Genomic DNA, 13,651 nt, shown 5'->3' with positions numbered 1-13,651 from the left:
GAAAAGGGTAAAGTGGATATAATGGTTGCGCGTGCAGATAGAGACCCAATCGCGAATTGGTGGTGGACGATTGATCGCTCTATTTTTGCGGCTTGTTTGATTTTAATGGGGATTGGCATTATGCTGTCTTTTGCTGCGAGCCCCACTATTGCAAAAAAAATCGGAATTGCTGATAGTTTTTATTTTGTTCGGTGGCATATTATCTTTAGCATTCCGGCGTTTTTTACGATGGTTACTATTTCTTTTTTCTCGCTTCGTAATATTCGCCGTTTATGTGCACTTTTGTTAATTGTGACGCTTGTTCTTATGGTTGTAACTTTGTTCTTTGGACCAGAGTTGAAGGGAGCACGACGGTGGATTCCTGTATTTGGTCTTTCTATACAAGCTTCAGAGTTTATGAAACCAGCGTTTGTGGTGATGTCTGCTTGGCTTTTTTCAGAACATATACGAAGTAGAGGTATTTTGGGCTACACGCTTGCTACTGCGCTTTATGCTTTTTGTTGTATGCTTCTTGTTTTACAGCCTGATATTGGTCAAACACTTTTAATAAGTGCAACATGGGGTGGTTTATTTTTTGTTGCTGGTGTGTCCCTTACTATTATTTTTTTCTTTATCATTTTAGGTATTGTAGGAATTTTTTTAGCGTATCTTTTTCTTCATCATGTTCGTGAACGGATCAATGGTTTTTTGACAGGTGAAGGCGATACCTTTCAAGTGGATGTAGGACGTGAGGCTATTTTGAATGGTGGTTGGTTTGGGCAAGGACCGGGAGAAGGAACTGTGAAACGTATCATCCCTGATAGCCATACAGATTTTGTGTTTTCTGTTGCTGCTGAAGAATATGGTATTATCCTCTGTCTTTTAATTATGATGCTTTTTGGCTTTATCGTTATGCGCTCATTATATATAGCATTGAATACGCGTGATTCATTTATACGTCTCGGTATTACTGGCATGGCAATGATGATTGGCTTTCAATCAGGGATTAATATGGCAGTTAATCTTCATTTAATCCCTCCAAAAGGTATGACATTGCCGTTTATTTCTTATGGTGGTTCGTCTATGGTGGCAATTGCATTTTCAATGGGCATTCTGCTTAGTTTAACACGCCGTTGGCCAGAAGCACGCCTTTCAGCTTTTCCCCCTTTTTCTGTTTTGGATACCACTTATGACTCGTAGAAAAGTTATTGTTTTGGTAGCTGGTGGTACAGGTGGACATCTTTTTCCTGCAGAAGCACTTGCTGTTGAATTAAGGCGGCGTGGATATGATGTTCATTTGGCAACAGATGGAAGAGCCAAACGTTTTGTATGCTGCTTTGATGAAGAGCATACACATGTACTTTCATCGGCAACATTTACAGGATGTCATCCTTTTGCACTTATAAAAACATTTTGGGCTTTGTTAAAAGGAATGGGGCAATCGTTGGTGCTTTTTTATAAATTGCGTCCTGTTCTTGTTGGTGGGTTTGGGGGATATCCTACCTTTCCTCCTCTTATTGTCGCGGCTTTAACGCGGCGTGTAACATTTATTCATGAGCAAAATGCTATTATGGGGCGTGCCAATCGAATGTTGGCAGCTTTTGTGCATGCAATAGCAGGTGGCTTATTGTCGCAAAATAATACTTATGCTCATAAAATACTTTTGACTGGGAATCCTGTGCGTGAGGCTGTTCTTAAAGCAGCAGAAATCCCTTATCATTCTTCGGCGGGTGAAAAACCATTTCATTTCTTGGTTTTTGGTGGGAGCCAAGGAGCTTCTTTTTTTTCACGAATTGTTCCGGCAGCGATTGCTTTGCTGGATGATAAGAATCGTAAACGCTTGCGGGTTGTGCAGCAAGTTCGAGGGGAAGCTGGAGAATTGATAAAAACCTATCATATGATGGGTGTGCAAGCAGAAGTTGCTTCTTTTTTTGATGATATGGCAGAACGTATGGCGCGATCTCATTTTATTTTATCGCGTGCTGGTGCCTCATCCGTTTGTGAAATAGCGGTGATTGGTCGACCTGCTTTGTTGGTTCCATATCCTTATGCTATTGATCATGATCAGTCTGCGAATGCCGCACTTCTTTCTACTGTAGGGGGAGCTAAAATTGTATCAGAAAAAGATTTGAACGCACAAAGACTCGCTTCTCTTTTAACAGAGGCTTGTTGTTCACCGCACTTATTGAAAAAACAAGCGCTTGCTGCAAAAAAAGTTGGACAGCCTCATGCAACCAGTCGCCTTGCTGATATGGCTGAAGCGTTGATTGTTGGGCGATCATTATCAGATATAAAAGAGGAGTTTTTTGATGAAGATGCCGCTTAATATAGGCGTTATCCATTTTGTTGGAATCGGTGGAATCGGCATGAGTGGAATTGCGGAGGTTTTTCATAATCTTGGCTATAAAGTTCAAGGCTCAGATCAAGTTGAGAGTGCAAATGTTGAACGTTTACGGGGAAAGGGAATTAACGTTTATATAGGTCATCGCTCTGAAAATTTAGGAGATGCAGAGGTTGTTGTTTTTTCTACTGCTATAAAAAAAACAAATCCTGAGTATATTGCAGCAAAAGAAAAGCATTTGCCGCTTGTGAGACGAGCGGAAATGCTAGCGGAGCTTATGCGATTTCGTCGAGCAATAGCTGTCGGTGGTACGCACGGTAAAACAACGACTACATCAATGGTAGCAGCACTTCTGGACGCTGGTCATTTTGATCCGGTGGTGATTAATGGCGGTATTATTAATGCTTATGAAACGAATGCGCGTATGGGTGAAGGTGATTGGATGGTGGTTGAAGCTGATGAAAGTGATGGCACCTTTTTAAGGTTGCCTGCTGATATTGCTGTTGTTACCAATATTGATGCTGAGCATTTGGATTATTATGGGAATTTTGCTGCTGTGCGCCAAGCTTTTCGGCAATTTGTAGAGAATGTACCTTTTTATGGTTTTGCTGTCTTATGTCTTGATCATACAGAGGTTCAGTCATTGGCTAGTCGTATTGATGATCGTTGGGTAATCACTTATGGTGCAAATCCACAAGCGGATGTTCGTTTTTTTAATCTTTCGATGGATGGTCAAAAAACGCATTTTGATGTTTTTATTCGTTCACGCAAGACAGGGAAAGAGACTGAGTTGAAAAATTTGATCTTGCCAATGTCTGGACGGCACAATGTTTCTAATGCAACTGCGGCGATTGCCATTGCTCATGAACTTGGCATTTCAAATGAATCTATAAAAAAAGGCTTAGCAAAATTTGGTGGAGTAAAACGGCGTTTTACGCAAACAGGAAGTTGGCGTGGCGTTGAAATATTTGATGATTATGGGCATCATCCTGTTGAAATAAAAGCTGTTTTATGTGCAGCGCGTGAGAGTGCAAAAGGGCGTGTGATTGCAATTGCTCAACCACATCGTTATTCGCGTTTGTATCATTTGTTTGATGATTTTGCTTCTTGTTTTAATGATGCCGATACAGTGTTAATTGCACCTGTTTATGCGGCTGGTGAAGAGCCAGTTGCTGGTTTTGGTGCTAGAGAATTGGTGGAACATATTCAAATGGCTGGTCATCGTGATGTGCGTTTGATCCATTGTTTGGAAGATGTTGTTTCGATTGTCTCTACTTCTGTTAAATCAGGCGATTATGTTGTTTTTCTTGGTGCTGGCAGTATTACACAGTGGGCTTGTGCGTTGCCTCATCAGCTGGCGGTATTGGATGGCAATGATGAATTTTCAGCTCATTGATGGTGAGGCGCTGTTAGCGCGGTTACAAACGAGGTTAAGTGGAATAAAAGGCAAACTTACGCCTCATGTTGATATGCGTAAAGTGACGTGGTTTCGCACCGGTGGACTAGCAGAGCTTTTTTATCAGCCTGCTGATGAAGCGGATTTAGCCTTGTTTCTTCAGAACCTTCCCGAATCCATTCCTGTAACAGTTGTGGGGATTGGCTCTAATCTTTTGGTGCGCGATGGAGGGATTCTTGGTGTTGTTATTCGTCTTTCAGCCAAAGGATTTGGGCAAGTGCGGCAAGTTTCTCCAAAGCGTTTTTTGGTTGGGGCTGCTACGGCAGGTAAACACTTAGCAGCGGCAGCTTTAGAGGCTGAGATTGCAGGTTTTCATTTTTATCACGGTATTCCTGGTGGTCTTGGAGGAGCACTCAAAATGAATGCAGGAGCTAATGGTATTGAGACAGCTGCACGTGTTGTTGAGGTTTATGCCCTTGATCGTAGAGGACAACATCATATCTTGAGTCTAAAAGATATGCACTACTCCTATCGTCATTGTGATATTCCTAAAGATTTTATTTTTACTGCTGCTTTATTGGAAGGGCATCTAGGAAATAAAGACAACATTCGTGCGGCTATGGATGAAGTTGCCCTTCATCGGGAAACAGTACAGCCTATTCGCGAAAAAACAGGTGGATCAACTTTTAAAAATCCTGAAAATACATCTGCATGGCGTGTTATTGATGAAGCAGGATGCCGCGGTTTGCGGATTGGTGGAGCCCAAATGAGTGAAATGCACTGTAATTTTATGATCAATACAGGGCAAGCAACAGGCTATGATCTTGAGATGTTAGGAGAAACAGTACGTGCTCGTGTTTTTGCTCACTCAGCACAGCTCTTACAGTGGGAAATACAACGCATTGGTCAATTTGAACAAGGCCGTAATGTTTCCTCTTTTGATCATTTAATTCATTGATTCAATATAACAAAAAAATTGTAATAAAAAATTGAGTCATTTCAAAGAGATAATGAAAAAAATCTATTAAGAATCAATAAATTAACAAAGAAACTCTTGCGTCATACGCTTGAGTCTGATTCATTATGCAAAATGCTAGGTTATTGATTCGCAAGGATAAATCTTGGCATTTCCCGTATATGGTGTTGGTGGTTTCTATGTAATCTATATATAGTACACAAATGAGGGTGAATTATTATGAAAGATGAGCATATAGCTGTATTAATGGGAGGGTTTTCTTCTGAACGGTCTGTAAGTTTGTCTTCAGGTACTGCTTGTGCTGATGTTCTTGAAGAGCAGGGGTATCGCGTGAGTCGCATAGATGTTGATGGTCAGATCGCTTCTATTCTTGAACAATTACAGCCTGATATCGCTTTTAATGCGTTACATGGTCCATTTGGTGAAGATGGCCGCATTCAGGGTATTCTTGAATATTTGAAAATTCCCTATACTCATTCGGGAGTGATGGCATCGGCGTTGGCAATGGATAAAGGGCGTGCAAAAATTATTGTTGCAAGCGTTGGCGTTTCTGTTGCTCCTTCTCGTGTGATGAGCCGCTTTGATGTGGGGCGAGTGCATCCTTTAGAGCCTCCTTATGTGATTAAGCCTGTGAGTGAAGGGTCGAGTTTTGGTGTCGTGATTGTACAAGGAAATGAGTCTGTCCCGCCGCATAATGTTTTAGAAGCTGGTTGGGGTTATGCAGATGAAGTGATTGTTGAAAAATATATTCCTGGTCGCGAACTTACTTGTGCTGTTTTGGGAAATGAGGTGCTGGATGTTTGTGAAATTCTTCCTGATCAGCACTTTCAATTCTATAATTATGACTCGAAATATAAAATTGGTGGTTCTCTTCACATTTGTCCTGCGCAACTTTCATCAAATATTTACCAAAATGTGCAAAGAATGTCTCTAACAGCACATCAGGCGATAGGTTGTCGAGGTGTTAGCCGTTCTGATTTTCGTTTTGATGAGGCAACGGGAGAATTAGTTTGGCTTGAAATTAATACGCAGCCCGGTATGACACCCACATCTCTTGTCCCTGATATTGCAAAAGTGAGTGGTCGTACTTATGGCGATATTGTTCAGTGGATGGTGGAGGACGCGTCGTGTATGCGTTGAATGTTAATAAAACAGATGTTCTGATGGAGGTGCCGTTAGTGTCAGCTTTGCCGCGTCTTTATCGTCGCTTTCTTCGGTTTATGTTTGAGTTTGTTTTTATCAGACTTCATATTCCGCGTCATTTGGGTTCTTTTGCTGTTTTATTATTTTTCTTTGTTACGGTACTTTATGGTCTTTCATCAAGTGGTCATATGGGAATGATTATAAAGACAGTCGTATCGGATATTGGCTTTGTGGTCACCGATGTCGATATAAGTGGTAATAAGCGCTTAGTAAAACAGGAAGTTTTGAAAATTTTAGGGCTTGATATTGCTCCATCTATATTCACTTTTGATGTTGATAAGGCACGTTCTCTTTTGGAACAGCAGGCTTGGGTTAGGTCGGTTAATATCCAGAAGATTTATCCCAACAGAGTGCTTATTTCGCTCGAGGAGCGTGAGCCGTATGCAATTTGGCAGCATGATGGCATAATGGATATTATTGATCATACAGGTCACATCATTGTGCCCTTTAAAGAAAACGTCGTTTTGGGTTTGCCTCTTGTAGTTGGTCAAGGTGCGCAGAACGCTGCCAAAATGTTTATTCAAACGCTTTCGGGATATCCGCAATTTTTCAGTCGTGTTCGCGCTTTTGTGCGTGTAGGTGATCGGCGTTGGGATCTTGTTTTGGATAACGGGGTGCGTGTTATGTTGCCTGAACAGGATGCATTTGAAAGACTTTCTTTTCTTATTAAGACAGGTGCAGTTCAAGATTTTTTTACTCGCGATATTCTAAGTGTTGATTTACGTCTTGCTGATCGCATTACAGTTTCTTTGTCTGATGAGGCGTTGGAACGTCGTGGTGCTGCTGTGGTAGAAGAAGAACGCGTTTTAAAAGCGCGAAAGGCAGGAAGCCTATGATGTCGCTTAGATCAAATAATGTGGGGGGGCGTAAAACACGTTTTTTAACGGTTCTTGATGTTGGCTCTAGTAAGATTGTTTGTCTCATTGCTTGTTTGCGTCCTTTGAAGCATACGCATTATTTACATGGTCGTACGCATTCTATGGAAATCTTAGGCTTTGGAGTACAGCGCTCACGCGGTATAAAATCCGGTGTTGTGATGGATATGTTTGCAGCAGAGCAATCAATACGGTTGGCTGTTGATGCGGCAGAAAAAATGGCTGGCTTGGTGGTGGATTCTGTAATTGTGAATTTTTCCTCAAGCCGATTACAAAGTGCTGTTATCAATGGAATGGTATGTTTGAACGGCCGTGAAGTAACTAGGCGTGATATGCGAGTAGCATTTTCAGATGTTTCGCGCAAAGCTTTTGATGCAGAGCGTCATGTTATGCATTCTGTTCCTGTCTCTTATGTGTTGGATGGAGATAAAGGAATTTCTGATCCTGTTGGAATGGCAGGAGAATTGTTTGGTGTGGATGTGCATGTGGTAACAGCGGAAACAGCGTCTTTGCGTAATTTAGAAACTTGTATTAATCGTGCACATTTGAGTGTTGAAGCAATGGTTGCAACCCCCTTTGCAAGTGGTCTTGCTGTTTTGATGAATGAGGAGGCGCATTTAGGGGCAGCGTGTATTGATTTTGGCGGTGGAACAACGACATTTTCAGTGTTTTTTGAAGGAAAGTTTGTTCATGCGGCGGCACTTGCTGTTGGTGGACATCATGTAACTCTTGATGTTGCACGTGGATTCTCTATGTCACTTACAGAGGCAGAGCGTCTAAAGGTTGTCTATGGTTCAGCATTTCTAACAAGCGCTGATGAGAAGCATATGATTAATGTGACGGAGATTGGGAATGAGCATCGTGAAATTCAATATCCTCGTGCTGTTCTTGGTCGGATCATTCGTGCACGGGTTGAAGAAATTTTAGAGATGGTACGTGATTGTTTAAATCGTTCTGGTTTTGGTCACATTATTGGTAAGCGTGTTATTTTAACTGGGGGGGCAAGTCAGTTAACAGGATTGCCGGAGATGGCACGTACCATATTAGGAAGAAATGTTCGTATAGGGCGGCCTTTGGGTATTTCGAGGCTTCCTTCTCTTGCAAAAGGGGCGGCGTTTACATCTGCGGTTGGGTTGTTGATTTATCCGCAATTGGTGGGTTTTGAAGAAAAAACAATGCAGACTGCAGTGAATCATTTATCGACAGGCGCGCGTGGGTATTTTCAGCGTGTTGGTCAGTGGTTGCGTGAGAGTTTTTAAGTAAGTCTATAAAGGGAAGTTAAATTTCATCGCTTTGGCTTGCGGTGTCTTATGAGAAGGAAAAGGAAATGACGATTAATCTGCATCGGCCAGATATCGCGGAATTGAAGCCACGTATTACCGTTTTTGGTGTTGGCGGTGGTGGTGGAAATGCCGTGAATAATATGATTAATGCTGGTCTTCAGGGAGTTGATTTTGTTGTTGCAAATACAGATGCACAGGCTTTGGCTATGTCAAAGGCTGAACGTGTCATCCAGCTTGGTGCAGCAGTTACAGAAGGTTTAGGTGCTGGCGCTTTGCCAGAAGTTGGACAAGCGGCGGCTGATGAATGTATTGATGAAATTATCGACCATTTGGCAGATTCTCATATGGTTTTCATTACTGCCGGTATGGGTGGAGGTACTGGAACGGGAGCGGCACCTGTTGTGGCTCGCGCAGCACGTGAAAAAGGTATTTTGACTGTTGGTGTTGTGACTAAGCCATTTCAGTTTGAAGGTGCGCGTCGTATGAAAACGGCAGAGGCTGGTATTGAAGAATTACAGAAGTCTGTTGATACGTTGATTGTTATTCCAAATCAGAATCTTTTCCGTATTGCTGATGAAAAGACAACATTTGCTGATGCTTTTGCTATGGCTGATCAAGTGCTTTATTCCGGTGTTGCTTCTATTACAGATCTTATGATTAAGGAGGGGCTCATTAATCTTGATTTTGCTGATGTGCGTTCTGTTATGCACGAAATGGGTCGAGCGATGATGGGAACTGGAGAAGCATCTGGTGAGGGGCGCGCTTTGAATGCTGCTGAAGCTGCTATTGCGAATCCACTGTTGGATGATACTTCTATGCGTGGTGCTCGTGGCTTACTTATTTCCATTACTGGTGGTCGTGATATGACTCTCTTTGAAGTTGATGAGGCTGCCAATCGTATTCGTGAAGAAGTGGATGCGGATGCGAATGTTATCTTTGGAGCCATTGATGATGAGTCACTGGAAGGTGTTATTCGTGTATCTGTGGTTGCAACGGGTATTGATCGTGAGGTAAGTGATGTAATTCAGCCCTCTCATCCTCAAATTCAAAGACCAGCTGCTCCAATTCGTAAGAGTGATCTTGGAATGTCGCAGGCTTCTTTTCATGTTCAGTCTCCTCCCTTGCGTTCTGAGTCAATGGTAGAAGTGATAGAAGCACTGGAAATAGAAAAAGGGAAATCGCCTGGAGAACAGTTTCGCCCCAAAAGCCAAATTTTTGCCCAGCCTGCAGATACCATTGTTACACGAGGTGCGAATACTGTTCCTTATGGAACTGGTGCTGTGCATGGGCAGATGTCAAATGCATCACGTATGCAAGTTAACCGAGGTTTGCAGCAGTCTATGGTTGCACCAGTGAGTATGGAGGCGACGGCGCATGTTCTTGATGAGATGGCAGGGGGTGTGAAGCAAAAAGAAAAGCAAGTACAACAGATGCAAGCGCGTTCGCCTATGCGTATGCCTGAGTTAAAGGATTTTCCTCCTGTTGCTCATGGTCAACGTGAGAGATCGTCTGTAGCCGACCAAGGTCCTCGCAATCTTTGGCAGCGTTTGAAACAGAGTTTGACACATCGTGAAGAGGTTGAACCAGAAGCTCGGCTTGAGCCCGCTGTGAAACCTTCTCAGCAGCAAGATGCTTCTGTTTATCTTCCACGTCGTTCTGGTGAATTGCATCCTCATGTACCGCAAGATCAGCGTAATTTTATGAGTGAAGAAGATCAGTTGGAAATACCAGCGTTTTTGCGTCGCCAAGCAAATTAATCCCGAAGAAGTGAGAAAAAGAAGAAAATTGACTTTTTTATGATGAGTAAAAGCCTTGTGTAGTAAAATATATTGCACTTTGGGAAAAATACTCTGTTTTTTATAAACCCGCTTATAATAAGCGGGTTTATTATTTGCTATGCATATTATTTTTATGGTTTTATAAATATTTTAAAAGGCGCAAAATAATACAATGAAGTGATGTAATGAAGCTGATGCAAAAATATCAGTCTACTCTTAAAAACGCCGTGACATTTAAGGGCTATGGTGTTCATAGTGGTTGTTTGTCTGTGATGAAGGTTTGTCCAGCTGACGTTGGGTGTGGCATCGTTTTTAAGCGCTGTGAATTAGATGGAACAGAGCAAATATTTCAAGCACATGCATTGCAAACGGGAGCGACTGAATTATCAACGGTGCTTGGGCATGGAGAGTACAGAATTGAAACGATTGAACATTTGATGGCTGCAATCGCTGCTTATAATTTAGATAATCTTGTTATTGAAGTATCGAGTCATGAAGTCCCTATTTTGGATGGGTCTGCATGGCAGTATTGTCAGGCTTTTGAAGACGTTGGCATTGTACAGCAGGATGCGCTGCGTTCCTATTTCATTATAAAAAAACCGCTGCGGGTTGAAGGGGCTGGTGGTGTTGCAGAGTTTTTGCCGTTTGATGGGCGTCGTTTTGATGTAACAATTTCTTTTCCTTCTTTTGCTATTGGTAAGCAACACTTCAATTTTGATCTTACCACAAAGGGGTTTAGAGATGATTTATCACGTGCACGCACTTTTGGTTTTGTCAAAGATGTGGAAAAATTATGGGCTTCTGGAAAGGGGATAGGCGCTTCTTTGGAAAATTCTCTTATTATAGGCCTTGATGATAAAATCATGAATTCAGATGGTCCTTATTGGAAGAATGAATGCGTGCGGCATAAAATGCTTGATGCGATTGGTGATACCGCTTTGCTAGGGGCACCTTTTATTGGATTGTTTCGTTCTTATTGTAGTGGGCATAGAATTAATTCGCAGTTGGTGAAAGCTGTTTTGGCAGACAAATCTTCTTACGAAAAAAGTTGTTTATAGGTAGCGTGAAAGAAAAATTGAAAAGATTTTCTTGTTGCTTGTTTGATTTTTAAGGGGATGATTGACCTAAGCAACTAAATTGGTTAGTGGATTTTAAAGTGATGTGGTATAGAATTTTTAATAAATAATTTTTGCTACAAGGTGATGTTTTCTGGAGGTTGGATAAAACTATGATAAAATCTCATGTATGTATTGGAAATATAGCATATAGGAAATCTAACATTGTACGAAAAGTATTGGGGCTGGTGCTTTTGGGAAGCTCTTGCATGTTAGCAGGTTGTTTATTTAAAGAGAAAAACACCCTTGATCCATCTGCATATGTTTTAAAAATGGATCCACCAGATGTTTTATATAATCAGGCACTTGCTAGCCTTGATAGTGGGCGGCTTGCGGATGCATCAAAAAAGTTTCTTGTGATTGAAAAGCAGTATGCTTATACTGACTGGGGTCGTAAATCCCTAGTGATGGGGGCTTTTACAAATTATCGACTCGGAAAATATGATGATTCAATTAGTATGGCTCAGCGCTATATTACCCTTTATCCAGAAGCAGATGACTCTGCTTATGCTTATTATATTATTGGTCTTTCTTCTTTCCGTCGAATTCCTGATGTTACGCGAGATCAACGTGATACGAAACGGGCTATTGCTGCTATGCAGCTTCTTGTGGAGCGTTATCCTAATTCTGAGTATGTCAAAGATGCTAAAGCTAAAATACGTTTTGGACGGGAGCAGCTGGCTGGTAAAGAGATGCAGATTGGCCGTTACTATGAAGAAGGTCGGCGCTATCTTGCTGCGAGTAGACGATTTCGTACGGTAGTTGAAGAATATTCTGATACAAATCAAATTGAAGAAGCGCTTTTTCGTTTAGCGGAAGTTAATCTTGCTCTCGGTTTAACCGCGGAAGCGCAAACAGCAGCAGCTATTTTAGGACGTAATTATCCAAAAAGTGAGTGGTATAAATTTTCTTATAATTTATTGCAAAAAAATAGCATATCGCCACAGGAGCATAAGTCTTCTTGGATCTCACATGCTTTGAGTGGTGATAAGAATAGGGCACGTTGATTTTATATGCTGGTACAGCTTTCGATTCATAATATTGTTTTGATCGAAACGCTCGATATTCATTTTACAGCGGGGTTATCGGTTTTAACTGGTGAAACGGGCGCTGGGAAGTCTATTCTCCTTGATGCTTTGTCACTAGCTCTCGGGGGGCGAGGTGACGCTTCGCTTGTGCGTCATGGTGCTGCTCAAGGGCAGGTGACGGCTGTTTTTGATGTACCTGTCTCACATCCTGCACGTCAACTTATCCGTGAGAATGGTTTTGATGATGAAGGCGATATTATTTTGCGACGTGTGCAATCAAGCGACGGTCGTAGTCGTGTTTTTATCAATGATCAAGTGGCGAGTGTTGCATTGATGCGTAATGTTGGCCGTCAGTTAGTTGAAATCCATGGACAGCATGATGATCGCGCACTTATTGATGTTGCCACACATCGCCAGTTATTAGACGCTTTTGGTGGGCTTGAAAATGAAGTAGAAAATTTGCGTCGCTCCTATCGGATTTGGCGTGATTTTGAGGAGCGTTTGCAACAACAGCGTATGAAAGTAGAAAATGCTGTGCGTGAGGCTGATTATCTTCGTGCGTGTGTGGAAGAGCTTGAAAAGCTTGATTTTCAGGTTGGTGAAGAGGAAGCTCTTTCTCTTCGTCGTGCAGATATGCTGAAATTAGAAAAAATAGCGGCGGATATTAAGGAAGCAGATGATCTTTTAGGAGGGACAAAATCGCCAATTCCAGTTCTTTCCAATTTGGTGAGGCGTTTAGAGCGGAAAATTTCTGAGGCGCAGGCGCTGATTGCACCTGTGGTGAAATCCATTGATGAGGCATTGCATGCACTTGCAACAGCGCAAGAAGGCATTGAAACAGCAGTGAGGGCATTGGATTTTGAACCTAGTGAATTGGAACGGATAGAAGAGCGCCTTTTTGCTCTTCGGGGGTTTGCTCGTAAATATCACGTTTCTGCGGATGAATTGGTTCAGTTGCGTGATAAAATGGATAATGAGCTCGCTGATTTTGAGGAAGCTCAGATCACATTAGCGCGTTTAGAAGGTGAGACAGGGCAAGCACAGAAAGATTATGATACATTGGCGCAAGCGCTGTCAATAAAGCGTCGAGAAGTAGCAAATCATTTGTCTGAAAGCGTTATGGCTGAGTTACCAGCATTGAAATTGGAAAAAGCAGAATTTATCGTTGAAATGCAGAGTGATGCCGAAAAGCGTACTGCAGAGGGGGTAGATCGTATTGAGTATTGGGTTCGAACAAATCCTAGAACACGAGCAGGGCCAATGCTTAGTGTGGCTTCTGGCGGTGAATTGTCTCGTTTTTTATTGGCATTAAAAGTTGTTTTGTCTGATCGTTGTTCAGCTCCCACATTGATCTTTGATGAGATTGATACGGGAGTTGGTGGAGCTGTTGCTGCTGCTATTGGGCAACGGTTGCAGCGTTTATCAGAAAGTGTTCAGGTTTTTGCTATTACGCATGCGCCACAGGTAGCATCTAAAGCACATAGTCATTTTCTTATTTCAAAGATAGAAAGTGATGATAAAGGCTGCTTTGTTACAGCTATTCATAAAATGGAGGAGCATGAGCGTGCAGAAGAAATTGCTCGCATGTTGGCGGGAGAACAGATTACGAAAGAGGCGCGTGCAGCTGCTCAAAAGCTTCTTGCGTAGATATAATTGATACGCAATATTTTAATGGCT

At 42.0% G+C, this 13,651-nt stretch carries 11 protein-coding genes; all 11 read left to right on the top strand.

Annotation, left to right across the window (positions count from 1 at the left end; all coding sequences use genetic code 11):
- Positions 1 to 21: 21 nt before the first annotated feature.
- The 11 genes from MCO_RS06940 (at position 22) to recN (ending at position 13,621) form a co-directional block, all read left to right on the top strand.
- Positions 22 to 1,179, top strand: a complete 1,158-nt coding sequence (locus MCO_RS06940) for an FtsW/RodA/SpoVE family cell cycle protein (protein WP_007553425.1) — start codon at positions 22 to 24, stop codon at positions 1,177 to 1,179.
- Positions 1,169 to 2,305, top strand: coding sequence for a UDP-N-acetylglucosamine--N-acetylmuramyl-(pentapeptide) pyrophosphoryl-undecaprenol N-acetylglucosamine transferase (locus tag MCO_RS06935; protein ID WP_007553424.1), 1,137 nt, complete (start codon positions 1,169 to 1,171; stop codon positions 2,303 to 2,305). The genes MCO_RS06940 and MCO_RS06935 overlap by 11 nt, the downstream gene beginning before the upstream one ends.
- Positions 2,289 to 3,716, top strand: coding sequence for a UDP-N-acetylmuramate--L-alanine ligase (gene murC, locus MCO_RS06930; RefSeq protein ID WP_007553423.1), 1,428 nt, complete (start codon positions 2,289 to 2,291; stop codon positions 3,714 to 3,716). The genes MCO_RS06935 and murC overlap by 17 nt, the downstream gene beginning before the upstream one ends.
- Positions 3,694 to 4,674, top strand: coding sequence for a UDP-N-acetylmuramate dehydrogenase (gene murB, locus MCO_RS06925; protein ID WP_050982517.1), 981 nt, complete (start codon positions 3,694 to 3,696; stop codon positions 4,672 to 4,674). Before murC ends, murB begins: the two co-directional genes overlap by 23 nt.
- Before the next feature lie 237 nt (positions 4,675 to 4,911).
- Positions 4,912 to 5,832: a D-alanine--D-alanine ligase gene (locus MCO_RS06920; protein ID WP_007553421.1), complete on the top strand. Its 921-nt coding sequence runs from the start codon at positions 4,912 to 4,914 to the stop codon at positions 5,830 to 5,832.
- Positions 5,820 to 6,731 (top strand): cell division protein FtsQ/DivIB, encoded by a 912-nt coding sequence (locus tag MCO_RS06915; RefSeq protein WP_007553420.1) that lies wholly within the window; start codon positions 5,820 to 5,822, stop codon positions 6,729 to 6,731. Before MCO_RS06920 ends, MCO_RS06915 begins: the two co-directional genes overlap by 13 nt.
- On the top strand, positions 6,728 to 8,029 hold the full coding sequence (gene ftsA, locus MCO_RS06910; RefSeq protein ID WP_007553419.1) for a cell division protein FtsA: 1,302 nt from the start codon (positions 6,728 to 6,730) through the stop codon (positions 8,027 to 8,029). Before MCO_RS06915 ends, ftsA begins: the two co-directional genes overlap by 4 nt.
- A gap of 68 nt (positions 8,030 to 8,097) precedes the next feature.
- A complete protein-coding gene (gene ftsZ, locus MCO_RS06905; protein ID WP_007553418.1) occupies positions 8,098 to 9,810 on the top strand; it encodes a cell division protein FtsZ in 1,713 nt (570 codons plus the stop codon).
- Positions 9,811 to 10,016: 206 nt separating this feature from the next.
- Entirely contained in the window at positions 10,017 to 10,889 is an 873-nt protein-coding gene (lpxC, locus tag MCO_RS06900; RefSeq protein WP_040299025.1) for a UDP-3-O-acyl-N-acetylglucosamine deacetylase, read from the top strand.
- A gap of 170 nt (positions 10,890 to 11,059) precedes the next feature.
- Positions 11,060 to 11,953, top strand: coding sequence for an outer membrane protein assembly factor BamD (locus MCO_RS06895; protein ID WP_007553416.1), 894 nt, complete (start codon positions 11,060 to 11,062; stop codon positions 11,951 to 11,953).
- Positions 11,954 to 11,959: 6 nt separating this feature from the next.
- Positions 11,960 to 13,621: a DNA repair protein RecN gene (gene recN / locus MCO_RS06890; RefSeq protein ID WP_007553415.1), complete on the top strand. Its 1,662-nt coding sequence runs from the start codon at positions 11,960 to 11,962 to the stop codon at positions 13,619 to 13,621.
- Positions 13,622 to 13,651 lie beyond the last annotated feature (30 nt).

Source organism: Bartonella sp. DB5-6 (assembly GCF_000278115.1).
GTDB lineage: Bacteria > Pseudomonadota > Alphaproteobacteria > Rhizobiales > Rhizobiaceae > Bartonella > Bartonella refiksaydamii.
Note: the sequence above shows the minus strand (reverse complement) of the source record. Positions and strands in the feature narration are given on the sequence as shown.